Source organism: Sphaerobacter thermophilus DSM 20745, assembly GCF_000024985.1.
GTDB classification, from domain to species: Bacteria; Chloroflexota; Chloroflexia; order Thermomicrobiales; family Thermomicrobiaceae; genus Sphaerobacter; species Sphaerobacter thermophilus.
Genome location: NC_013523.1, coordinates 2,429,486 through 2,451,520, shown reverse-complemented (window position 1 = coordinate 2,451,520; position 22,035 = coordinate 2,429,486). Strand labels below are relative to the sequence as shown.

The window sequence follows — 22,035 nt, the reverse complement described above, 5'->3', positions numbered from 1 at the left end:
CCGGGGCATCCCCGGCGGCTCTTTCGAGCGTAGGGAGTCGATGTCCCAACCCTGCCGCGAAGGTGTCGCGGCTCGGTCGTGAATGTGTCACGAAACGGTCGCAGGCTCGGTGAACGGCCCTCACCCCCGGCCCCTCTCCCAACGTTGGGAGAGGGGAGGTACGCGTTGGAGTAGAAAGGCGCGGACCGCGCCGCTCGTGTCATGCGGTGGTGGCAGGTTCTCGTCGTCTCAGGATGTCGCCGGGGGCGTCGGTGCGGGGGTGCGGGCGAGTGGGAGGCGGACGGTGAAGCGGCTCCCCTGGCCGAGGGTACTCTCGACGGCGACGCTGCCGCCCATCGCTTCGGTCAGTTCCTTCACGAGCGCCAGGCCGAGTCCCGAGCCGCCGCGAGCGTCGTCCCGCGCGCTGGCGCCGCGATAGAACCGCTCCCAGATGCGGGGCAGGTCCTCCGGGACGATGCCCTCGCCCGAGTCGCTGACCTGCACCACGATCGCGTCACCGTCCCGCTCGGCACCGAGCAGAACGAGGCCGCCGGGCGGTGTGTGGCGGACTGCGTTCGTCAGCAGGTTGCGAACGATCTGCTCTAAACGCGCGGCGTCGGCATGTGCCGGTGGCAGGTCAGGCGCTACCTCGACCAGAACCTCGACCCGACTGCGCTCCCAGGCCAGCCCGGCCGCTGCGGCGGCACAGCGCCGCAGCACGGTGCCGACATCCACCCCCTCCAACCGGAGCGGGAGCTGGCCGGCCTCGACCCGCGACAGGGTGAAGAGGTCGTCGATCAGCCGCTGGAGCTGCTCCGTCTCGCGGGCCATGATGGCGAGGTCGGCGCGCAGGGTCGGGGGCGGCTCCTCGTTCCAGTGCGCCAGTGCCGACTCGAGGTAGCCGCGTAGCGTGGCCACCGGGGTCCGCAGCTCGTGGGAGACAGCGGCGACCAGTTCGCGCTGGCTCTGGAGGAGGTGGGCCACAGTGTCCCGCTCCGCTGCAAGCTCCCGCATCGCGCGCTCCAGCTCGGCGGCCATGGCATTGAAGTCGGCCTGCAGCCGCGCAACCTCGTCCTCACCAGAAACCGGCACCCGCGTCGCGAGATCCCCCGCGCGGAGCGCGCCGGCCGCGCTCGCCAGTTCCTCTACCCGACGTGTGGTGCGCTTCAGGACAGGCCGGGAGAGCACGGTCACCAGGAGGATCAGGATGAGGCTGATGAGCACGAAGAGCGCGACCAGGAGGCTTACCGTCGCCAGGATGCTGATGATGACCCAGGCGACAGCCGCCGCGGGACCGGGGAGTTCCTCCGGGAACGAGAGCTCGCTTTCGATCTGTGGGAGCGCGCCCGCCATCACAAACACGGTGACGACGACCGCGATCACGAGGCTGGCGACGAGCTGGGCGTGGGTCAGCGACCAGAGCAGCCGGGAGCGACGAAGCCGATCCCAGGCAGGCCAGCCGATCAGGAGCCCGCGCCAGAAGCCGTAACTCGCGCCGCAGGTGAAGGGATCGATGCCCGCGAAGACTGGAGAGCCCGGGAACAACGCCGATCCGGTGATGATGACGGCCCAGGAGAGCGCGGCGTTGCCGACTACGACGGCAGCCGCTCTGGCGACCTCTCCCTTGACTTGCTGACGGCGGTCGCCGTCCACGCGCCGCAGGCGCAGCGCACCGAGTGGCGCCGCGAGCGTCCCGACCGCGAACCCACCCAGCCCTAGCAGGATAGCCCGCGACTGCGCCTCCTCCGTATCGCCCGCGGCGACCAGCAGCAGCGACGTCAGCACGATGACGAGCAGGCCGGTCTCGGCCAGCACGCGCGGGAGCCCGGCGCTCATCAGCCAGGAGCGCCGGTTCAGCGGGCTCATGGGCCCTCCCGCACGTCGGTCGCGCGCAGCCGGTAGCCGACGCCCCAGACGGTCTCGATCGCTTCACCGAGCGGCCCCAGCTTCTTCCGGAGCCGCAGCACGGCGTTGTCAACCGAGCGCTCGCCGACGAACTGATCGCCCCAGATGGTGTCGAGCAGGTAGCTCCGCCCGAAGGCGCGGCCCGGATGACGCATCAGCAGGTGCAACAGGCGGAACTCGGTCGGCGTCAGATCCAGCTCCTGGCCGTCCAGGGTGGCGATGTGCCGCACGGGGTCGAGCGCCAGCGGGCCGTAGCGCACCGCCTCCGTGCTCGCCTTCCGGTCGGCCTCCAGCATCTGCCGCACGAGGTCGGTGCGTCGCAGCAGGGCCCGGACGCGCGCGAGCAACTCGCGCATGCTGAACGGCTTGGTCAGGTAGTCGTCGGCCCCCAGCTCCAGCCCGACGACCCGATCGACCTCCTCACTCCGCGCCGTCAGCATCAGGACCGGCGTCGGGGACTCCTGTCGCAGCCGGCGCAGCACCTCAAGCCCGTCGACCTGGGGGAGCATCCAGTCGAGCACGACCAGGTCGGGTTGCTCGCGGGCAAGCAGGTCGAGCGCCGTCCGCCCGTCGTAGGCCAGCACGACACGGTATCCGGCCGCGGTGAGTTCGCGCTCGATCACCTGGGCGAGGTCGCGGGCGTCTTCCACCAGCAGGATCGTCGTCATGTCGCGCTTCCCCGGAGGCCGGTTGACGATCGTCGTCTGACCACGCCCTGAGTGTACCAACGTATGCGCCGGGCCTCGGCGTAGAGGTCTCACGCATGATCGGTCAGGGTAGGCGCTCCCGCATGACGCTTTCATGTCATGCTGAGCGGCCCCGGTCATCCTGAGCGAAGCGAAGGATCTCCCGTGAGTGCTGCCACTCCAGCACGAGATCCTTCGCACCGCTCAGGATGACAAAAAGCAATCACCCGCACTCGGGAACATGCGGCATACGTGCGGGAGATACAGGACGACTGACGCCCTACATGAAGAGCTTCCAGGAGTCGGGTGTCGTCCCCGGCAGGCGGGAGTGGTAGTCGTCGACGAGGCGGTGGGGGTGGATCTCGCCGCGCAGGACGCGGCGGGCGAGGTAGCGGACCAGGTCGGCGATGTCGTCGCGCGCCTCGATCTCGGCGAGGGTGAAGAACCGCGCGTCGTCGTTCTCGCGGCCCTCGGGGCGCGGCTCGCCCGCGACGTACTCCAGCAGCCAGAGGACGTAGGTGTCGTTATTGGGGCCGTCGTAGCGGCTGCGCAGCCCGATGATGCCGACCGGCCGCGCCTCGACGCCCGCCTCCTCCAGCACCTCGCGGGCGATCGCGACGTCGAGCGTCTCGCCGGGGTCGATCAACCCACCGGGGAGCATGTAGCGCCCGCGGTTCGGGCCGTAGTTCATCCGCACCAGCAGCACCGCGTTGTCCCGGACAACGAGGCCGCCCACGCTGGTAACGTTGCGCGGCTCGCGGTCGCTCATGGCGTATCCTTCTCCGGCTGCAGTTCGATCTCCAGGCTGATATCGAGCGCCGGGGCCGAGTGGGTCAGCGCGCCGGAGGAGATCAGGTCCACGCCCGTCTCCGCCACCTGCCGCACCGTCTCCAGCGTGATCCCGCCCGAGGCCTCCAGGATCGCCCGCCCGGCGGTCCGTCGCACAGCCTCGGCCATCATCGGGATCGGCATGTTGTCGAGCAGGATGACGTCGGCCCCGGCGGCGAGCGCCTGGTCCAACTCTTCGAGCGAGGTGACCTCGACCTCGATCCGCAGCGTGTGCGGGGCGAACGCACGGGCCGCCGCGACAGCGCGGGCGATCCGATCGCTCCCGCCGATGGCGGCGAGGTGGTTGTCCTTGATCAGCACGCCATCGCTGAGGCCGACCCGGTGGTTGTGCCCGCCACCGTGGCGCACAGCGGCCTTCTCCAGCAGGCGCATGCCGGGGGTGGTCTTGCGGGTGTCGATGATGCGGGCGCCGGTTCCCTCGACGGCCTCGACGTAGCGCGCGGTCAGCGTCGCCACGCCGGAGAGCCGCTGCAGGAAGTTGAGCGCGACCCGCTCGGCCGACAGAATGCCGCGCGCCGGGCCGGAGACCCGCGCCAGGTGCTGCCCCGGCGCGATCCGATCGCCGTCGGCAGCCAGGGGCTCGAACGTGATGGCCGGGTCAACTTCATGGAACACGAGGGCAGCGACCTCCAGCCCGGAGAGCACGCCGGGACTCTTGGCCAGCAGGTACCCGCTCGCCTGCAGTCCCTCCGGCACCGTCGCCAGCGTCGTCACATCCCCGGTGCCGAGGTCCTCCGCCAATGCCAGTTGGACGATGCGCCGCACGTAGTCGCCCTGCATGGTCCCTCCCGCCGCTTCCGTACTCCCGCGGCATCCTACTCGCGCGCTCGCCCCGCGGCAACCAGGAGAGTCGGCAAGATGGTTGTGCCCTGCCGTGCCGTTGGCACCGGGTCTGCGGCTGGGCTGGCGAGCCGCTGTGGGCGGAGACAATGAGACGTGTGCCGGCCCAGCAGATCGGAGCAGCTATGGAGTCGCTGGACCAGCCGATGGCGGCGGACCTCGCCGGTCCCGCGCCACCCGGATACAACTACCCCCAGTTCACCGGCAGTGTCTTCCTCGATGACCTGCGCCGCACTGTCCGTGGTGGGCCGCAGCCGGGGGAACGTGCGCCGGACTTCGAGCTCCCCACGACCGAGGGTCAGCGGGTGCGCCTGAGCGCGCTGCGCGGTCAACCGGTGCTGCTCATTTTCGGTAGCGTCACCGATCCGATGGCGCGCGGCGGCCTGCCGTCGCTCAAGCAGCTCTACGCGGACGGCGGCGGTGGGATCGCACGCTGGTTTCACGTCTACGTCCGGGAGGCGCACCCAGGGGCGAGCTTCCCGGCTCCCAAGACGGAGTCGGAGAAGATGGAGCACGCCCGGGCGTTCAAGGCGCTCGAGGAGATCCCCTGGCCGGTGTTGGTGGACGACCTGGACGGCACCGTGCACCGGGCCTACGGGGGACTACCGAACGCCGCTTATCTGATCGACGCCGACGGCCTGATCGCCTTCAAGGACCAGTGGGCGTCGGCCGCGACGCTGCGCGTCGCGCTCGATGCGCTGCTGGAGCACGAGGGTCGCGCCGCGCCGGTGGCGGGCGGGATGGAGCGGACGATGCATCTGCTCGGCCCGATGGCGTATGGCTGGTCGGCGATCCAGCGGGCGGGCGAACCGGCGACCCGCGATCTCTGGCGCGCGATACCGCCGCTTGCACTTCTGCTCTGGCTCGGGCGGTTCCTCCGCCCGGCGCTGGCGCCGCTGGTGGACCGGGGGCGACCACTCCCGACCGCGGCGAAGATGGCGGCCGCGCTGGCCGTGGCTGGTGGGGGGTGGCTGCTGCTGCGCGGGCGGGTGTCCTCCGAGGAGAAGAAAGAGGCGGACCAGGCGAAGGCTGCCATGCAGCAGAGATGACACCGATTGCGTAGTGCGTGTTGCGTGTTCCGTGTTTCGTCTCTTCCCCTCTCTCAAAGTTGGGAGAGGGGTCGGGGGTGAGGGTCCTCCCACGGATCACGCAACACGCACTACGGAACACGCACTACGCATTACTCATCGGCGTGAGATGAGCTGGGTGATCCAGGCGCGCTCGGCGCCGATGGTGGTCTCCTGGCCGTGACCGGGGTAGACGGTGACGTTGTCCGGCAACTGGAGCAGGCGCTGCATGGTAGCTACCGTCTGCTGGACGCTGGAGCCCGGTAGGTCGACTCGGCCGAAGCCGCCGCTGAAGAGCGTGTCGCCGCCGAAGAGGACGGCAGCGTCTGGTTCGTAGAGTGAGATCTGCCCTGGCGCGTGGCCCGGCGTGTGAAGCACGCGGAAGGTGTAGCGCCCCACCGGCACGGTGTCGCCGTCGTTCAGGAGCTGGTCCGGCGTGATCGCCGGGACCTGGACCGGGATCGGCATGGCCGGACGGGTGGGTTTTTCCAACAACGGGACCGACTCCGGGTGCGCGGCGAGCGGCGCGCCGGTGGCGGCCTTCAACTCCAGGGCATCGAGCACGTGGTCCCAGTGGTGGTGGGTGAGCACGATCAGTCCGATCGTCAGCCCGGCGGCGCGGGCCGCGTCGACCAGATCGGCGGTGACGTCGCCCGGTGCGTCGATGGCGATGGCCTGCCCGGACTCCTCGTCCCCCACCAGGAATGCGTTCGTCTCGATCGGCCCGGCCGGGAATGCCTTGATGAACATCGGGGTGAGCCTCCGTTGTGGGTAGTGCGTATTGCGTACTGCCTATTGCGTGGTGCGTGCTCCGTGTTCCGTGCTCCGTGATGCTTGCGTGGGAGCGTTGGGGAGGAGTATAGCGCGGTTGCGGGGGACGGCCCTCACAAATCCCGACGCCGGAACACCAGCATGGCGGCGAGGAGAAGGACGAGGCAGTAGGCGATGGAGTACTGCACCGCGGTCGCGCTGGGGGGCACGGTCGTGCCGAGCGGGTTGGGGCCGGTGAAGCTGATCGCGATCTGCGGCTGGACCACGTAGCTGGCGAGCCGCCACATGCTGTCGCTTGGCAGCAGGATGCTGGTGGCGACGCCGATATTGATCAGCGTCTGGTTGCTGAGCACCGTGCCGATCTGCTCGACCAGCCCGCCGGTCATTGCCATGCCGTAGAGCATGAAGACGATGACGCCGTTGGCGATGGTCGAGAAGAGGGTGCTGCCGAGCATGGTCAGTGAGAGCAGGATCATCGCGACGAGGACGATCAGGAGCATCCCCTGGACGATATTCGGCGGGGTGTAGCTGCCGATCAGGCGGGCGGTCACCACGACCGAGCCGACCATGACCGCGATGTAGATCACCAGCATGCCGGCGTAGCCGAGGTACTTGCCCAGCACCAACTCCCAGCGGGCGAGCGGCTTGGGGATGATCGCGTGCAGTGTGCCGCTGTCGATCTCGCTGGCGATGGCGCCCACCGCGGCGAAGATGGTCATGATGCCGGCGAGGAAGTTGACGGTGTAGAGGCCGAGCATGACCATCGAGCTGGCGAAGATCTCGTAGGTCATCATCGGTCCGCCGGCGTCATCGGGGCGTCGCGCCTGCATCTCGTTCCACTCACGCACGAGCATATGGAAGCCGAAGGCGTAGAGGGCGACGAAGACCAGGCTGAGCGCCAGCACGCCCCAGATCAGCTTGCGCTGGAGCGCCTCGCGGAAGGTCAGGCGAGCGATGACGAGCGCCTTCACCGTACCTCGCCTCCCTCTTTCTCGACGACATCGAGGAAGACCTGTTCCAGTGTGCGCCGCTCGGGCGTGACGCCGTAGACCCGCACCCCGCGCCCGACCAGGAGGTCCACCGCGCGGGCGATCGTCTCCTCGTCCGGCACGCGGGCGACGACGGTGGGCCGCTCGCGTCCGTCGACGTGCTCGATGTGCACGAGTCGGCCGAGGTCGTCCAGCAGCTCCGGGTCGACCGCGCTGAGGCGCAGCTCGACCGTCAGGTCGCGGCGCAGCAAGTCGGCCATCGGGCCGATCGCGGCGACCCGGCCGTGGTTGATGATCGCCACACGGTCCGACACCGACTCGACCTCACTCAGCAGGTGGGAGTTGAGGAACACGGTCATCCCGGCCGCGCGCAGGCGGAGGATGATGTCGCGCACGTCGCGGCGGCCGATGGGGTCGAGGGCCGAGGTCGGCTCGTCCAGGAAGACCAGGCGCGGCTCGTTGAGCAGTGCCTGCGCAAGCCCGATCCGCTGCTGCATGCCCTTGGAATAGGTGCGGACCCGCTGCCGTGCTGCGTGGCTCAGGCCGACCAGTTCCAGCACCTCGGGGATGCGCCGCTGACGCTGCGCGCGCGACATCCCGTAGAGCTGGCCGTGGATATCCAGCAGTTCCTCGCCGGTCAGCCAGTCGTGGAAGCGGAACATCTCGGGGAGGAAGCCGATCTTGGCGCGGGCCGCGCGGTCGCCCAGCGGGCGGCCGAGCAGGCGGGCGGTCCCCGACGTCGGGCGGACGAGACCCATCAGCATCTTGACCGACGTGGTCTTGCCGGCGCCGTTAGGGCCGAGGAAGCCGAAGACCTCCCCCTCTTCGACGCGCAGGGTCAGGTCCTCGACCGCGACCCGCTCCCCGTAGACCTTGCGCAGCCCGAAGGTCTCCACAGCAGGGGCCGTAGCGGCCGGACGCTCGGTTTCGGCGTGAGTGGCAGTCTCTGTCATGGGCGTGAGTATGCCATATAGGGAACGGCCATCAGGGCCAAACACTTCGTCTCACGTTGAGAGTGGGCGGGTCTCAGGAGCGCGGCCCTCACCCCCGACCTCTGTCCCAACCTTGGGAGAGGGGAGGAACGCGGGTGGGACGGGCGAACCGCCTCGCGCTTCTTGTCTTAACGAAGTCGGGGCGGCGTATGTCACGCCGCCCCGGTGGTGTGGTTGCTGTGGGTGGGGTGGGTTAGGACCCCAGCGACCCGGCGACGCGCATCACGTCGCTGCCGCTGAGCCCCTCGCCAGCCACGCCGTAGAGGATGCCGTCCTTCTGCCACAGGACCGCCGCGCCCTCCTCGGCCTCGATCAGCAGGGCCGGTGCGCCGTCGACCTTCTCCTGGCTGGTCTTCGCCCCGGCCGGGACCGGGATGATGAGCGTGTGCTGCCAGTCCTGGACGGCGCGGATCTGCGCCACCAGCTCCGGCGGGAGGCCCGGGATGCTCAGCACCGCCTCGCGCAGCGCCTCCACGTCGACCGAGGACGGGATGTTCAGCACCGGGCTGGCCGTCTGGCCGACGATCAGGTGCTGGCCGTTGGCCTCGTAGGCGAGAACCGCCGACGGGCTAAGCTCGAGCGAGATAGTCACCTCCGGGGTCTGCGCCGGATCGGGCAGGCCGCCGGGCTTCAGGCTGATCGTGTTCAGGATCTGCTGTGCCGTGGCCACGTCGAGCGTGTACTCCGCGTGCCCGGCGTCGCCGATGTAGATCTGCGGCTGGCTACCTGCGAACGCCTGCGGCAGTTCGCTCGGCACGAGCATCGTGCCGCCAAGGTGCGCGCGAGCCTCGTCGATCGAGCCGGCGGGGCGCACGCTGTCGGCGTTCAGCGTGGTGCTGAAGTTGTCCATGCCCTTCAGGCCGGCCGCGATCTGCTGCTTCTCTTCCGGCGTCAACTGCTTCGCCTGCGCTTCCAGCTCAGGGGCGACCTGCTGCATCAGGTCCATCGGGATCGTGATCGCGGCGAACTGCCGGACCCGGAAGCTGTTCAAGATATCCTGCGCCAGGGTGCCGACCGGCGCGATGGCGATCACCGCCACCATCAGGGCGACGATGGCCACGCTCGCGAGGGCGGCACGCCGTGGCGCACCGAAGAGTCGATGCATGAAGGGGACTCCTTCCGTCGAAGCACGCGGTCGGCGGTTGCGCGCGACCGCCAGCCGCTGGTAGGCGAGAGCCGGGTTCGGGATGGACTCGACCGAGCCGAGCCGGGCGAGCAGCGCTCCGGCCGCCTCGGCGTCGGCCTGGAGCCGTGCCAGGCGCTCCCGGCAGGCCGGGCAGCTCGCCAGGTGAGATGCATGGGCGCCCGCGTGGCGCTCCACCTCCGGCGCGTCGAGGAGCGCGCGCAGATCGCCGTCGCTGAGGCATTGATCTCTCGTGTTCACCGACCTACTCCTCACCGGCGCCCGGGTTTCGTGCCAGATAGCGTGCGCGCAGGGCGCGCTCGGCACGCGCCAGCACCGTGCCGACTGAACTGGTGCGGATGCCCACCGCCGCTGCAATCTCGGCGTAGGACACCCCCGAGTGGCGGAGGATGAGCACCGTGCGGTCGCGCTCCGGCAGTTCTGCAAGCGCCTGCCGCACCCGAGCCGCCGCGTCGCTCCGCTCGGCCTCCGCCGCCGGGTTGGGCGCTCCCGTTACCAGTGGCCGCTCCAACCGCGCCCAGCGAAGCACCCGGTCCCGCAGCCGCCGTCGTGAGCGCACCGCGTTGAAGCCGAGGTTGCTGGCCACGCGGTAGAGCCACCCGGCCAGGTTGACATCGGTGCCGAGTGGCACCGGCCGCTGGTAGAGCCGGAGGAAGACCTCCTGCGTCAGGTCCTCGGCCTCGTCGGGCACGCCGGTGATACGCAGCAGCACGCCGTACACGGTCGGATAGTAGCGACGGAAGACCTCGGCGAAGGCCTCCTCATCGCCGTCGTGGAGTGCCTGAACCAGCGCCCCGTCCGAAGCCGCTGAGGCGTGCGATACAGTCACGTCTGCGTTCCTCACGGCGCCGGAGCCGCGCTACCCGGGCGGCGCGTCCCCGCTCTATTCAATAAACACCGCCGTGGTCGGATTTGTGACAGCCATCAGCAAGAGCCTGGCCCGCGCTCTTGAGAAAGACGGGCCCCCTCTCCCCTTGTGGGAGAGGGGGATGGGGTGAGGAGGATCAGTTCCGATCCGACTGGCTGCCGAGGGTCACGTCGACGTCGCGACTCTGACCGGACCCGCGGCCGCTCTGGACGGTGAGGGTGACCGTGTCACCCGGCTCGTAGGAGTAGAGCACGTTGAGGAACGGATGCTCGTCGTCGAGGGTGGTGCCGTCGATCGCGGTGATCACGTCTCCGGGCCGCAGGCCGGCCTCATCCGCCGGGCTGCCGGACGCGACCTCCATCACCAGCACCGGCTGCTCCGAATCGCCGATCGAGCGCCCGGCGCGGGTGACTGGCCGGAAGCTGATCCCGAGGTACGGCCGCTCGACCCGCCCCTCGGCGATGATCTGCTCGGCGAAGCGCTTGACGGTGTTGCTCTCGATGGCGAAGCCCAGCCCCTCGGCTCCGGGCTGGCCGAAGCCGCCGCGCACGACCGCGGTGTTCATCCCGATTACCTCACCCGACATGTTGATCAGCGGCCCGCCGGAGTTGCCGGGGTTGATCGGCGCGTCGTGCTGGATCAGGTTCTCGAGGCGGTAGCCCTGGCCGGTGTCGAGGCTGCGGCCGGTGGCGCTGACGATGCCGTCGGTCACCGTGTTGCGGAACTCGCCGAGAGCGCTGCCGATGGCGATGACCGAGTCGCCCGGCTTCACCTTGTCGGAGTCGCCGAAGGTGATGGTTGCCGGGACCTGCGCGTCGACCTTGATGACCGCGACATCCTGATAGGGGTCGCTCCCGATGAGCGTTGCGGACGCCCGCTCACCGTCGCTGAAGATCACCTCCAGCGAGTCGGCCCCGTCCACCACGTGGTGGTTCGTCACGATGTGGCCCTCCGTGTCGATGATCATCCCGGTCCCGGTCCCGGTGGACCGCGACGGGCCGAAGTCGCTGCGCTGTTCGCTGACGATGGTGACCACCGCCGGGTTCACCGCGGCGACGATGTCGCCGGTCGTCTGGGTCGACGCGTTCGACGACGTGGAGCCGGTGTCCGGGCTGCTCGGGGGGCTGCTCGCGGTGGCCTCGGCGACCGTGGCTTCGCTGTTGGATTGCGAGCCGTAGTGGTAGCCTGCGAGCCCGCCGAGCAGGCCGCCGCCGATCAAGCCGATCAGGAGCGCAATGGCCATCAGGGCTATCGCGGGGAGGATGGATATCTGCCGTTGCATGGTGCTCGTACCTCCGTCATGACCCGGTGCATGCAGGTGGCCGTAGCTCGGCCGGACGGCCACCTGTTCGGAAGGATGGCGTGGGTAGCTGAGCGTTTTCTGAAGCGATGCTGAATCGTGGCTGAAGCTGTTGGCACGATGCTGGCAAGGTGGTTCCGCGTCGAGTTGGTATGCTTGGATCGTGGAGATCGTTGATCCCCTCAGCCGGGGCGGAGGGCAAGAATGGATCGTCCCTACGCGCATCACGACGCGCATCATGCCGAACCTCCCGAGCGTGACGGGCAGCGGTGGGTTGCTGGCGATGAACTGCTGCACCCGTCGACGGAGGCGCAGCCGCGTCGACGCCAGGGCCGGAGCCTCGGCTTTGTCGTGCTGGCGGTCGTGGCCATACTCGCCGTCTTCGCAACCGGCGTCGGTGCCGGCCTCATCCTCGACCGGGCGCTCGCGACCCCGCCGGCCACGAATGAGACGAGCGGGGCGCCCCGCGTGCTCGACGAGGTGTGGGCGCTGGTCCACGACCACTATGTGGAGCCGAGCAAAATCGACGACCGACAGATGACGAATGGCGCAATCGACGGAATGCTCGAAACGCTCGGCGACGAAGGCCACACGCGCTATCTGCCCCCAGACCAGGTATCGGCTCACGATGAAACGCTCTCCGGCAGCTACGTCGGGGTTGGGATCCAGATTGAGCTGCGCGACGAACGGGTCGTGGTGGTCGCGCCGCTGGACGGCTCGCCGGCCAAGGAGGCCGGGGTGCAGGCGGGCGACGTGCTGGTGCGGGTCGATGGGCAGAGCATCGCCGGCCTATCGATCGAGGAGGTGGTGGCGCGGGTGCGCGGCGAAGAAGGAACGACGGTCGATCTCGCCTTCGAGCGTCCCGGGCAGCAGGCGCTGGTGGAGGTCCGTCTGCGCCGGACCAAGCTGGAGCTGAAGGCAGTCGACTGGGTGCTTCTGCCGAACGGCGTGGCCGACATCCGGATCAGCCAGTTCGTCCGCGGCACCAGCGACCAACTCACGCAGGCGATCGATGCCGCCGAGGCGGCCGGAGCGACCGCCATCGTGCTCGACCTGCGTAACAACCCCGGTGGGCTGGTCGACGAAGCCATCCGCGTCGCATCGGCGTTCTTGCCGCCCGAGACGACGGTCTTCAAGAGCCAGATGCGCGACGGCACGGAGACGGCCCACCTGACGGTGGCCACGGTGCCGCGGACCGACCTGCCGGTGGTGGTGCTGGTGAACGAGGGTACCGCCTCAGCCGCCGAGATCGTCTCCGGCGCGCTGCAGCAGAACCACCGGGCCCAGGTGGTGGGCACGTCGACCTTCGGTACCGGCACCGTGCTGAACCAGTACAGCCTGAGCGACGGCTCGGCGCTCCTGCTCGGCACCGAACTCTGGCTGACCCCCAACGGCGACCAGATCCGCGACGCGGGGATCACGCCGGACTACCAGGTGGAGCAGTCGGAAGACGCCCCCATCTTCGTGCCGATCACCGGTGCACCGGTCAGCGACACGTTCGAGCAAGACGAGCAGCTCGCCGCCGGGTTGGCGGTGCTCCGCGGCGAGCCGCCGACCAGCGCCTTTATTCCGCGCGGCGGCTGCCTGCGCTGCGACTGAGGGCGAGGGGCGGTTCGCAAGGAGCACGGGTGTCCGCGCCCGGCGGCGTGAACGCGGCCCTCACCCCGACCTCTCTCCCAATTTTTGGAGAGGGAAGTCACACACCCACGCCGGCACGATGCCGGAGCTCCTGGTGAGGCTAGACCGGCACGCCCTCGAAGATGCCCATCGCCGAGCCGCTGCCGAGCGGGATGATGCGGGTCAGGGCAAAGCCGGCCGCGGCGAACAGGCTCCGGTACTCCTCGTCGGTCCGGTTGCAGCCCCCGAGCTGCACCATCATTTCCAGATCGAAGCTCAGTGGTGAGTCGTCCGTGATCCGCTCCTCGATCACGAGGAGGCGGTCTGACTCCCGTGTCATCACGCGACGGCAGTTCTTTAGGATCGTCAGCGCCCGTTGACCCCGACGCGCCAGTCGGCACGCATCAATTGGAGCAGCAGCTCAACCGTCGGTGTGGGATCCCAGGCCTTGCAGTTGAAGGAGTACAGCAGCAGGTGCGAGACGCGTCGCGGGTGTTGGACGGCGTAGTGGACCGCGACCGGACCGCCGTCGGAGATGCCGAGGAGCGCGAAGCGCCGCAGGCGGAGATGATCGACCAGCGCGGCGAGGATGCGCACGTCCACGTCGTACGAGAAGTCGGTGCGGTTGCGGTCGGAGAGCCCACAGCCATAGCGGTCGTAGCGGATGAGCGTGAAGTGCGCGGCGAGCGCTTCATTGAACGACCGGAACCAGGGAGACTCCCACTTCAGCGTGAGGTGGCTGAGAAAGGGAGGGACGTAGATGAGCGGCAGTCCCTGGCCGAGTGTCGCATAGGCGATGCGGACGCTGTCGGGGGTCGTGAAGAACTGGGTGTAGTGGCCCACGACGACGATCCTCCACTCCCTGGCCCGCGTTTGAGGTGGACATGCTGTACAGGGATTCTACCGTGAAGGGCGACTGGCGGCGAATCCGCCCGGAGGGATGCATGCGACAACATGTGTGCCGTGGATGTTGCTCATTCCCTCGTGCCCCTCTTCTCATCGCCACTGACTTGATGTACACTTGCGCCGACACCCTGTGGAAGTGGACTGGTGTGCGCGCGTCATTTTTGTTGCAGTGGTGATTGCGCTACCAGCACTAACGTCGTTGTGGGATGCGATGGCGCGGGCAGAAAAGGTTGCGCCCCGCTGAGGCGATGATGATCGGAGGGGAGGTTGTTTGGCGAGTCCGGAGCGCCTTGCCGGATGACCCCGGCGCTCTGGGATCGGACGAATCTGTGATGGCCACAGTGGCCGAGGCCCTTCGATAACTCCGGCGAGTGCCGGATTCATCGGACACGAGGAGGAGGTCTTGGATGAGCAGCGACAGGCAGTTCGCTGATCTTCTCAAAGAAGCCACTGAGGGGCGACTTACTCGTCGAGAGGTGCTCAAGCGTGCGGCGGCCCTGGGGCTGACCGCGCCGGCCATCGCCGCGCTGCTGGCTGCCTGCGGCGGCGATGGCGGGTCCGAGGAGACCCCGTCTGCCGGTGAGGCGACCCAGCCTGCTGGTGGCGCCGCGAGCCCAACGACCGGTGGGGGCGAGGCGACCCCGGCCGGGGAGGAAGGCGGCGAGGCTGGCGGCCACGGTGAGCTGCGGCTCCTCTGGTGGCAGGCGCCGACAATCCTCAACGCACACCTGTCGCAGGGTACGAAGGACTTTGACGCCTCGCGCGTCCACCTCGAGCCCCTCGCCGAATTCGACAGCGAGTCCAACCTGGTGCCGGTGCTTGCGGCCGAGATCCCCACGCTGGGCAACGGTGTGGCCGAGGACGGCTCCAGCGTGACCTGGAAGCTCCGGCAGGGTGTGAAGTGGCACGACGGTGAGGAGTTCACCGCCGAGGACGTCGCGTTCACCTTTGAGTACCTCACCCACCCCGAGACCAACGCCACGACCTACGGGAAGTACACCAACGTCGAGTCCGTCGAGGTGATCGACGACTACACGGTCAAGGTTAACTTCAAGACCCCGGACCCGGCGTGGTTCAACCCGTTCGTCGGCCCCGAGGGGATGATCCTCCCCGAGCACATCCTGCGCGACTACGTCGGCGCGCGGGCGCGCGATGCCGAGTTCAACCTGATGCCGATCGGCACCGGGCCGTTCAAGGTGGTCGAATTCCGGCCGGGTGACGTCGTTGTCTACGAGCGCAACCCGGACTACTGGGACCCGGGCAAGCCGCACTTCGACAGGATCACCCTGAAGGGTGGCGGTGACGCAACGAGCGCCGCGCGGGCGGTGCTGCAGACGGGCGAGGCTGACTACGCCTGGAACATTCAGGTCGCACCCAGCGTGCTCGAGCCGATGGAGGCGGCCGGCTTGGGCGAAGTGGTGGCCTGGCCCGGTGGTGGGACCGAGAAGCTGCTGATCAACCACTCGGACCCGAACACCGAGGTCAACGGCGAGCGCTCCTACTGGGAGATCCCGCATCCGCACTTCCAGGATCTCCGGGTGCGGCAGGCGCTGGCGCTGGCCATCCAGCGTGACGTTATCGCCGATACCCTCTACGGCGCAGGCGGTTCGGCCACGGCGTTGACCATGAACGAAGTCCCGCCGCTCATGCCGGACGACGTGACCTGGGAGTTCAACCTGGAGAAGGCCAACCAGCTCCTCGACGAGGCCGGCGCCGAGCGGGGGCCGGACGGCATCCGCGTGCTCAACGGCGTGCCGATGCGCTGGGTCTACCAGACGTCGGTCAACCCGGTGCGCCAGCAGAACCAGGAGATCGTCAAGCAGGCGTGCGCGGAGCTGGGGATCGACATCCAGCTCAAGTCGATCAGCGCCGACGTGTACTTCTCCGGCGACCCGGGCAACCCGGACACGACCGGGCACTTCTACGCCGACCTGGAGATGTACAACAACAGCGCCGAGTCTCCGTTCCCGGTGCTGTGGTATCGGCGCTACTACTCGCGGAACCCGGAGACCGACATCTGCCAGAAGTCGAACCAGTGGGCCGCCGACAACGACATGCGGTACCAGAATCCCGAGTTCAACGATCTGTGGGATCAGGTGAAGCAGGAGATGGATCCGGATCGGGCCCGGGAGATCTTCCTGGAGATGCAGCGCCTGGTCGCCACCGACGTGGCCGAGATCGGGATCGTGGCGCGCAACAACGTCGCGGTCCGCAGCAAGGAGATCGTCGGGCAGAACCTGACCCAGTGGGCGTCCGACCTCTGGGACGTCAAGAACTGGCGCCGGGCGTCGTCCTAGGCGGCAACGTCGGCTCATCGCTCGCCGGGGTGGGGCTTGTCCCTACCCCGGCTTTTTTTGTGTCCCGTCTTAGGGCCTGCCGATCCCGCGGGTAGAATGGGCGGCGAGGAGATGTGCCGTGGGCGACATGCTGACCTGCCGCTGCCGGGACGCCCCGCCGCCGGGCCTGCTGGCGGGCATTGCGCTGTTCAACGCGGGTAGGTTCTATGACTGTCACGAGGAGCTGGAGGACATCTGGCGGGCCGAGCCCCACCCGGTGCGGTCGCTCTACCAGGGCATCCTGCAGATCGGCGTGGCCTTCCATCACCTGAGCCGCGGTAACTGGCGCGGGGCGCACAATCTGCTCACGGCCGGGATCGAAAAGGTCAGCCGCTTCCGCCCAACGTGCATGGGCGTCGACACCGCCGCCCTCGTGGACCAGTCCCAGCGCTGCCTCGACCTCCTGCGCGATCTGGGACCGGAGCAGGTGGACGCGTTCGACTGGACCCTTGTGCCGCAGGTCGTCGTGCGGCAGTGAGGTACCGGTTGATACGGTGTCCACCGCTCGGCGCATGCCCGGGGGTTTACCCCCGGGCACTGGCCACGTGGCGGGGATCCTCACACCACCCGCCTTTCCTCCTCATCCACAGCCCCTCTCGGGCGGAGCCCATGAGGGGAGAGGGGCCAGGAATGAGGAGACGGATGACCCGTGTGCGGTGAGCGCTACCGCTTGGGCTTCCCCGCGAGCTCGCAAATTAGCTTCGACTCACCCCCCAAGAATTCCCAAACCAGGGTCTTGACAAACCGACACACGTACGTACAATAGGGTCATACACGGGTGTACGTACAAGACCGGGGCCGGAGGGGCAGGATGCGAAGGTCACCACAGCAACGGACGCGGTGGTACCGAGCGCGGATCAGCCGCTGTCACGGCTTCGATCTCCGGCAGGCACGCGGATCTCGGCTCAACCGCTACACCCGCCCGCTGGCAGTGACAACGTCGCCGGGCGTGCGTTCCGACTACGCCGTCGCGTGTCCACTCCATCGGGACTGGCTCCTCGCGCACTCCCGGCGGCTCGTGCGGTTGAGACCGCCGCGATGGAGCAGTTGAACACCTCGACCATTTCTTCCCTCCCTCCCTGTACCCGGGGCCGTCACTGACGGCCCCTCATCTTTTCCCGGCCCCGGCGCGGCCGCCGGCCGCTGCGCGATAATGGAGCAGGCAGCCGCACACGATCCGCGGCTGTCACGTTCTCGCCGGGTGACTGCCAGCCGAGAGGAGGGCGTCGTGGCCGGTTCAACCGCTGCGATCGTACAGCGACTGCGCGCACTCGGCTTCCAGACCTACTACGAAACCACCGCCATCTACCTGCTCACCCACCCGGATTTGCCGGGCCTGGAGGTGCGGATCGGCACTACCATCGTCACCTTCGAGCGGGATGGTCGTGAGGTCTACCGCGCGCCGATCGCGCGCTTCGACCTGGAGACAGCCCTGGCACGCGCCGGGTGGCGCGGGGAGACAACCGGCGGGCCCGAGGGGGCGTAGAATAGACAGAACGTCCCGGGCGGCGCTTCACAGAGGAGTCCATCATGGCCAATCCCGCTCCCAGCCGATCCGGCTTCGCCGCTGGGGCGGTCGCTGCGCTCCTGGCGGCGGTCGTCATGCTCGCGCTCGGCGCACTGGCGGGCGTGCCTGTCCCCTTGCAACTCATCGCCGACCGGCTGACGATCCTGATCCCCCTAGACCTGTTCGGCACCCTGCTGGGGAGCCTGGAGTCCCAGGCCAAGCCGCTGGCCCTGGCGGGAGTGATCATCGCGCAGGTGCTCCTGGGCGGGGCCGTGGCGGTGCTGGTGGCGCGGCTGGCGCGGCGCGGCGTGTCCCCGGGAGTGCTCTTCCTCGGCCTGACCGCGGCGACCTGGGCGGTGCTCGCCTTCGTGGTGGCGCCGCTGGGAGCGATCGGCCTGGTCGGGCGCGACGGCTCGGCCGGGCTGTGGCGCACCGCGCTCGGCTTCCTGGTCATCGCGCTGGTCTTCGCCGGGGCGCTGGTGCTCGGCCTGGAGGGGGCCGGTGGCAGTGGCCGCGAGATCGACCCTGCGCGGCGGCGCATCCTGCGCCTGGCCGGGTTCGGGGTGCCGGCCGGTCTGGCCGTGCTCTTCCTCGGCCGCTTCGGCTTACAGATGGCCGAACGTGGCGAGGCGGCGCCGGGCGCGGCCTCAGGGCAGCTCCCCACGCCGCTGACGCCGACCGAGGACTTCTACATCGTCTCCAAGAATTTCTTCGACCCCAGTGTGTCGGTGCCGGACTGGCGGCTGACGATTGACGGGCAGGTCGAGCGGCCGCGCGCCTATACCTATGAAGAGCTGCGCGCCCGCCCGACGATGCAGCGGATTACCACGCTCGAGTGCATCAGCAACCCGGTCGGCGGCAACTACATCAGCACTGGGGAGTGGACCGGGCTCCCCTTGCGCGATCTGCTGACCGAGGCCGGGCTCCGGCCGGGAGTGCTCGACATCGTGCTCCACGCCGCCGACGACTACGCCGACTCGATCCCGCTCGTCGCCGCGCTGCACCCGGACACGCTGCTGGCCTACGACCTCAACGGTGCCCCGTTGCCGGAGTCCCATGGCTACCCGTTGCGCCTGATCGTGCCGGGCATCTTCGGCATGAAGAACGTGAAGTGGATCACCCGCATCGAGGCGGTCGACTACGACTTCCAGGGCTACTGGCAAGAGCGGGGCTGGAGCGACATTGCGACGGTGCAGACGATGTCGCGGATCGACGTCCCGGCGTCCAACCGCACGCTGGTCGCCGGGCAGCCGACGCTCATCGCCGGGATTGCATTCGCCGGGGATCGCGGCATCTCCCGAGTCGAGGTCTCGACCGACGACGGCGAGACCTGGGTTCCCGCGACGCTCGACGAGCCACTCTCGCCGCTGACCTGGGTCCTCTGGCGGTATGAGTGGACACCGATCCATCCCGGCCGTTACCGCCAGATGGCGCGGGCCTACGACGGCCAGGGACAGGTCCAGGATGCCGAAGAGCGCCCACCCCTCCCCGACGGCGCCACCGGTTACCACACGGTGAGCGTGCGGGTCGGTGAGGCGTGAGGCGCCATGCGTCACCCGTCATGCGTCATACGTCACCCGTAGTGCGTAGTGCGCATTCCGTTATTCCCCCCTCTCCCACCAGGGGAGAGGGGTCCGGGGTGAGGGGGACGTATGACGCATGACGCATGACGCCTCACGCATCACTCCCACCGGAACGTGCGGCTGGCGACGACGATGGCGAGGATGCTCCAGGCGGCAAGGATCAGGAAGTTCACCCAGGGCAGGGTGGGCTGTGCGCTGAGGGTCTCCCGCAGGGCGTCGGCGAAGGCGCTGGAGGGAAGCAGCCGCGCCGGAATCGACAGCAGCCCCGGCATCTCCTCCACCGGCCAGACGATCCCGCCCAGCAGGAGGAACCCGATGTAGAGGGCGTTCGCCAGAGCCAGCGTCGTCTCGGCGCGCAGCGCGCCGGCCATCAGCAGCCCCAGCCCGGCGAAGACCACCGTGCCGAGGAGGAGGGCCAGCAGCGCCCCGAAGAACGCGCCGCTGGGACGCCAGCCGTAACCGACGACCGCGATTCCCACCAGGATGGCGATCTGGATCACCTGGATCGCCACAGTCGAGAGGATCTTGGCGCCGATCAGGGTCGGGCGCGAGAGCGGGGTGCTGCCGAGCCGCTTGAGCACGCCGTAGTTCCGCTCGTAGGCAGTGCGGATGCTCAGGCTGACCAGCCCTGCGGACATGACCGCCAGCGCCAGCATGCCGGGCAGCAGGAAGTCGATCGGATCCTCGTAGCCGTCCGGCTTCAGGCCGATCGAGGCGAAGAAGATGAGGAGGATCACCGGGACGATCATGGTGATCAGCACGCCCTCGGCCCGCCGCAGCGAGAGGAGGAGTTCCATTCGGGTCTGCGCCAGCAGCGCGCTCATCGTCTGCTCCGGATCACTCGCGTAGCTCGTGGCCGGTGAGCCGGAGGAAGACGTCTTCCAGCGACTCGTGGCCGACACGCAGGTCGTTCAGCAGGATCCCGGCGTCGCGCGCCCAGGCGGTCACCTCGGCCAGGAGGTCGGCCGGGCGCGTCGTGGCGATGACATAGAAGCCGGGGCGCGGCTCGCGCGCGCTGTTCGCAGCCGGGAGCGCCGCCAGCGTCGCCAGGTCGAGTCCCGGCGGAGCGGTGAACTGCACCTCCTCGGCATTGGCCTGGGTGAGCACCTTCGGCTCCTCCAGCGCGATCAGCCGGCCGTGGTCGATGATCGCGACGCGGTCCGCGAGGCGCTCGGCCTCCTCCATGAAGTGCGTCGTCAGCAGGACGGTGAGGCCGCGCTCGCGCAGTTCCCGGATGATGCCCCAGGTGAGGTGGCGCGCCTGGGGGTCCATCGCGGTCGTCGGCTCGTCGAGGAAAAGAAGTTCCGGCTTGCCGATCAGCGCCGCGGCCAGGGCCAGTCGCCGCTGCTGCCCGCCGGAGAGTTGCCGGTAACGGACGTGGGCCGACTCACGCAGCCCGACCAGATCGATCAGTGCCTCCGGGTCCTCCGGGTCGCGGTAGAAGTGGCGGAAGAGGTGCAGCAACTCGGATGCGGTGACGGTGGGGTAGATGCCGCCCTGCTGAAGCATCACGCCGATCCGCTGCTTGAGCTGGGCGGCGTCGCGCTGCGGGTCGAGGCCGAGGACGTGCACCGTCCCGGAGTCGGGAGCGCGGTAACCCTCCAGGATCTCCACGGTGGTGGTCTTGCCGGCACCGTTGGGGCCGAGCAGCGCGAAGATCTCGCCGCGGCGGACGGAGAAGCTCAGGTCGTCGACGGCGCGCTTCCCGCCGTAGCTCTTCACGAGATGCTGGACCACGATTGCGTGGTCGGCTGTGCTGGTCATCCGCTCTCCACCGCTCACCTCGCGTCGTGGTGACTCCGGTGTCCCACGCGCCACGCGCCGCCCCTAAGCATACGACGTGGCACGAACCAGGATGTAGCCAGGGGCGAGCTAGGGTCCGCCGTCGGTCCGGTTGCGGCGGAAGAGGATGACCTCCTCGGCGTCGTGTGCCGCGGGCGAGGTTTCCCGCAAGGCCTGCCGCCGGAGCCGCTCGAAGATCACGGCCAGGAGGAGCACGACCACGGTGAGCGACAGCGTCGCGATCTCGACCGGCACCCATCCCGCCTGATAGGCCAGGGCGCCGGCGTTCGCCGCCGTGTGCAGGAGCACGGCCCCCACATAGCCACGCAGCGGACGGCCCTGCGTGAGGCCGGTGACCAGCACGGCGGTCATGACCCCGTGGCCGAAGCAGACGATGAAGCGCTCGTTAAGAAAGCCGGTGAAAAGGTACCACGGCATCCCGGCATAGTCGGGACTCTGGGCGATCCCGTAGGCGATGAAGGCGGCCTCACCGATGCCGAAGCCGACGCCGAGGGCAAAGCCGGTCCAAAGCGCGCCGTCGCGGCTCCCGAGCCACGCCCGCGCTCGCGGCAGCAGCAGCGGTGTGATCTTGATGGCCTCTTCGGTGAGCGGAGAGAGGAGCAGGAGGAAGAGCAGGAACCAGAGCGGTGCCGTGCCCAGTTGGTCGGTGCTCACTCCGGCCCAGGCCGCGACGCCCTCGCCGATCGGCTGCTTGATCAGCCGGTTGACGATGGCCGATAGCGGGAGGGCGGGCAGCGCCAACCACAGGTAACGCCTCCAGTGTGGGGTGACGATGCGCAGCAGCCCGGTGTAGGCGGCGGCGGAGATGCTCACCGTGATGACCGCCATGATGTAGATGCCGGGCACGGGTTACGCTCCGATCCGCGCCCGGACGGCCGCGACGAACGCCTCCT

Annotated in this window: 21 protein-coding genes; 6 read left to right on the top strand and 15 right to left on the bottom strand. The window is 68.8% G+C overall.

The features are described 5' to 3' along the window. Positions 1 to 228: 228 nt before the first annotated feature. The 4 genes from STHE_RS18060 to nadC all read right to left on the bottom strand — a co-directional run bounded on the left by STHE_RS18060 (position 229) and on the right by nadC (position 4,199). Positions 229 to 1,845, bottom strand: coding sequence for a sensor histidine kinase (locus STHE_RS18060; RefSeq protein ID WP_012872668.1), 1,617 nt, complete (start codon positions 1,843 to 1,845; stop codon positions 229 to 231). Then, positions 1,842 to 2,552 carry a response regulator gene (locus tag STHE_RS11050; protein ID WP_012872667.1) on the bottom strand — a complete coding sequence of 237 codons (711 nt, stop codon included), beginning with the start codon at positions 2,550 to 2,552 and terminating at the stop codon, positions 1,842 to 1,844. The genes STHE_RS18060 and STHE_RS11050 overlap by 4 nt, the downstream gene beginning before the upstream one ends. A 298-nt stretch (positions 2,553 to 2,850) precedes the next feature. Next, positions 2,851 to 3,339, bottom strand: coding sequence for an NUDIX hydrolase (locus STHE_RS11045; protein ID WP_012872666.1), 489 nt, complete (start codon positions 3,337 to 3,339; stop codon positions 2,851 to 2,853). Continuing rightward, positions 3,336 to 4,199: a carboxylating nicotinate-nucleotide diphosphorylase gene (nadC, locus tag STHE_RS11040; protein ID WP_012872665.1), complete on the bottom strand. Its 864-nt coding sequence runs from the start codon at positions 4,197 to 4,199 to the stop codon at positions 3,336 to 3,338. The genes STHE_RS11045 and nadC overlap by 4 nt, the downstream gene beginning before the upstream one ends. A gap of 185 nt (positions 4,200 to 4,384) precedes the next feature. Between nadC and STHE_RS11035 the strand changes: the two genes are divergently transcribed. Continuing rightward, the gene (locus STHE_RS11035; protein WP_012872664.1) at positions 4,385 to 5,308 is read left to right on the top strand and encodes a peroxiredoxin family protein; all 924 of its coding nucleotides are present in this window, start codon (positions 4,385 to 4,387) and stop codon (positions 5,306 to 5,308) included. A gap of 135 nt (positions 5,309 to 5,443) precedes the next feature. Here the strand turns inward: STHE_RS11035 and STHE_RS11030 are convergent, their stop codons facing one another. From STHE_RS11030 to STHE_RS11005, 6 genes are all read right to left on the bottom strand, one after another. Then, positions 5,444 to 6,076 (bottom strand): MBL fold metallo-hydrolase, encoded by a 633-nt coding sequence (locus STHE_RS11030; RefSeq protein ID WP_012872663.1) that lies wholly within the window; start codon positions 6,074 to 6,076, stop codon positions 5,444 to 5,446. 134 nt (positions 6,077 to 6,210) lie between these two features. Next, positions 6,211 to 7,068 carry an ABC transporter permease gene (locus STHE_RS11025; RefSeq protein ID WP_012872662.1) on the bottom strand — a complete coding sequence of 286 codons (858 nt, stop codon included), beginning with the start codon at positions 7,066 to 7,068 and terminating at the stop codon, positions 6,211 to 6,213. Then, complete coding sequence (locus tag STHE_RS11020; protein WP_012872661.1) at positions 7,065 to 8,039, bottom strand: ABC transporter ATP-binding protein; 975 nt, start codon at positions 8,037 to 8,039, stop codon at positions 7,065 to 7,067. The genes STHE_RS11025 and STHE_RS11020 overlap by 4 nt, the downstream gene beginning before the upstream one ends. 232 nt (positions 8,040 to 8,271) lie before the next feature. Continuing rightward, positions 8,272 to 9,462, bottom strand: a complete 1,191-nt coding sequence (locus STHE_RS11015) for an anti-sigma factor (protein ID WP_012872660.1) — start codon at positions 9,460 to 9,462, stop codon at positions 8,272 to 8,274. 4 nt (positions 9,463 to 9,466) lie between these two features. Continuing rightward, a complete protein-coding gene (locus tag STHE_RS11010) occupies positions 9,467 to 10,051 on the bottom strand; it encodes an RNA polymerase sigma factor (protein ID WP_012872659.1) in 585 nt (194 codons plus the stop codon). 175 nt (positions 10,052 to 10,226) lie between these two features. Next, on the bottom strand, positions 10,227 to 11,372 hold the full coding sequence (locus STHE_RS11005) for a S1C family serine protease (RefSeq protein WP_012872658.1): 1,146 nt from the start codon (positions 11,370 to 11,372) through the stop codon (positions 10,227 to 10,229). Positions 11,373 to 11,594: 222 nt separating this feature from the next. On the opposite strand from STHE_RS11005, the gene STHE_RS11000 reads away from it, so the two are divergent. Then, complete coding sequence (locus STHE_RS11000; RefSeq protein ID WP_012872657.1) at positions 11,595 to 12,989, top strand: S41 family peptidase; 1,395 nt, start codon at positions 11,595 to 11,597, stop codon at positions 12,987 to 12,989. 139 nt (positions 12,990 to 13,128) lie between these two features. Here the strand turns inward: STHE_RS11000 and STHE_RS10995 are convergent, their stop codons facing one another. Together STHE_RS10995 and STHE_RS10990 are read right to left on the bottom strand one after the other, a co-directional pair. Next, entirely contained in the window at positions 13,129 to 13,347 is a 219-nt protein-coding gene (locus STHE_RS10995; RefSeq protein ID WP_041399049.1) for a hypothetical protein, read from the bottom strand. A gap of 26 nt (positions 13,348 to 13,373) precedes the next feature. Next, positions 13,374 to 13,850 carry an alpha/beta fold hydrolase gene (locus STHE_RS10990; protein ID WP_052295303.1) on the bottom strand — a complete coding sequence of 159 codons (477 nt, stop codon included), beginning with the start codon at positions 13,848 to 13,850 and terminating at the stop codon, positions 13,374 to 13,376. A gap of 470 nt (positions 13,851 to 14,320) precedes the next feature. On the opposite strand from STHE_RS10990, the gene STHE_RS10985 reads away from it, so the two are divergent. From STHE_RS10985 to STHE_RS10970, 4 genes are all read left to right on the top strand, one after another. After that, a complete protein-coding gene (locus STHE_RS10985; protein WP_012872656.1) occupies positions 14,321 to 16,210 on the top strand; it encodes a peptide ABC transporter substrate-binding protein in 1,890 nt (629 codons plus the stop codon). 127 nt (positions 16,211 to 16,337) lie between these two features. Further along, positions 16,338 to 16,727 carry a DUF309 domain-containing protein gene (locus STHE_RS10980; protein ID WP_052295364.1) on the top strand — a complete coding sequence of 130 codons (390 nt, stop codon included), beginning with the start codon at positions 16,338 to 16,340 and terminating at the stop codon, positions 16,725 to 16,727. Positions 16,728 to 17,477: 750 nt separating this feature from the next. Continuing rightward, the gene (locus STHE_RS10975) at positions 17,478 to 17,735 is read left to right on the top strand and encodes a hypothetical protein (protein WP_012872654.1); all 258 of its coding nucleotides are present in this window, start codon (positions 17,478 to 17,480) and stop codon (positions 17,733 to 17,735) included. 44 nt (positions 17,736 to 17,779) lie between these two features. Continuing rightward, the gene (locus tag STHE_RS10970; RefSeq protein WP_012872653.1) at positions 17,780 to 19,297 is read left to right on the top strand and encodes a sulfite oxidase; all 1,518 of its coding nucleotides are present in this window, start codon (positions 17,780 to 17,782) and stop codon (positions 19,295 to 19,297) included. A gap of 140 nt (positions 19,298 to 19,437) precedes the next feature. Here the strand turns inward: STHE_RS10970 and STHE_RS10965 are convergent, their stop codons facing one another. The 3 genes from STHE_RS10965 to STHE_RS10955 form a co-directional block, all read right to left on the bottom strand. Next, a complete protein-coding gene (locus STHE_RS10965; protein ID WP_012872652.1) occupies positions 19,438 to 20,163 on the bottom strand; it encodes an ABC transporter permease in 726 nt (241 codons plus the stop codon). 13 nt (positions 20,164 to 20,176) lie between these two features. Continuing rightward, positions 20,177 to 21,103 (bottom strand): ABC transporter ATP-binding protein, encoded by a 927-nt coding sequence (locus STHE_RS10960; protein WP_012872651.1) that lies wholly within the window; start codon positions 21,101 to 21,103, stop codon positions 20,177 to 20,179. 108 nt (positions 21,104 to 21,211) lie between these two features. Then, positions 21,212 to 21,988, bottom strand: coding sequence for a hypothetical protein (locus tag STHE_RS10955; protein ID WP_012872650.1), 777 nt, complete (start codon positions 21,986 to 21,988; stop codon positions 21,212 to 21,214). Between the last annotated feature and the right edge of the window lie 47 nt (positions 21,989 to 22,035).

Bases quoted from the DNA above. Each gene is read 5' to 3' on its own strand.
- STHE_RS18060 (WP_012872668.1), bottom strand. From the start codon at position 1,845: ATGAGCCCGCTGAACCGGCGCTCCTGGCTGATGAGCGCCGGGCTCCCG.
- STHE_RS10980 (WP_052295364.1), top strand. From the start codon at position 16,338: ATGCTGACCTGCCGCTGCCGGGACGCCCCGCCGCCGGGCCTGCTGGCG.
- STHE_RS10970 (WP_012872653.1), top strand. From the start codon at position 17,780: ATGGCCAATCCCGCTCCCAGCCGATCCGGCTTCGCCGCTGGGGCGGTC.
- STHE_RS10960 (WP_012872651.1), bottom strand. From the start codon at position 21,103: ATGACCAGCACAGCCGACCACGCAATCGTGGTCCAGCATCTCGTGAAG.
- STHE_RS10985 (WP_012872656.1), top strand. From the start codon at position 14,321: ATGAGCAGCGACAGGCAGTTCGCTGATCTTCTCAAAGAAGCCACTGAG.
- STHE_RS11030 (WP_012872663.1), bottom strand. From the start codon at position 6,076: ATGTTCATCAAGGCATTCCCGGCCGGGCCGATCGAGACGAACGCATTC.
- STHE_RS10995 (WP_041399049.1), bottom strand. From the start codon at position 13,347: ATGACACGGGAGTCAGACCGCCTCCTCGTGATCGAGGAGCGGATCACG.
- STHE_RS11035 (WP_012872664.1), top strand. From the start codon at position 4,385: ATGGAGTCGCTGGACCAGCCGATGGCGGCGGACCTCGCCGGTCCCGCG.
- STHE_RS11000 (WP_012872657.1), top strand. From the start codon at position 11,595: ATGGATCGTCCCTACGCGCATCACGACGCGCATCATGCCGAACCTCCC.
- STHE_RS11050 (WP_012872667.1), bottom strand. From the start codon at position 2,552: ATGACGACGATCCTGCTGGTGGAAGACGCCCGCGACCTCGCCCAGGTG.
- nadC (WP_012872665.1), bottom strand. From the start codon at position 4,199: ATGCAGGGCGACTACGTGCGGCGCATCGTCCAACTGGCATTGGCGGAG.
- STHE_RS10965 (WP_012872652.1), bottom strand. From the start codon at position 20,163: ATGAGCGCGCTGCTGGCGCAGACCCGAATGGAACTCCTCCTCTCGCTG.
- STHE_RS11045 (WP_012872666.1), bottom strand. From the start codon at position 3,339: ATGAGCGACCGCGAGCCGCGCAACGTTACCAGCGTGGGCGGCCTCGTT.
- STHE_RS11005 (WP_012872658.1), bottom strand. From the start codon at position 11,372: ATGCAACGGCAGATATCCATCCTCCCCGCGATAGCCCTGATGGCCATT.
- STHE_RS11020 (WP_012872661.1), bottom strand. From the start codon at position 8,039: ATGACAGAGACTGCCACTCACGCCGAAACCGAGCGTCCGGCCGCTACG.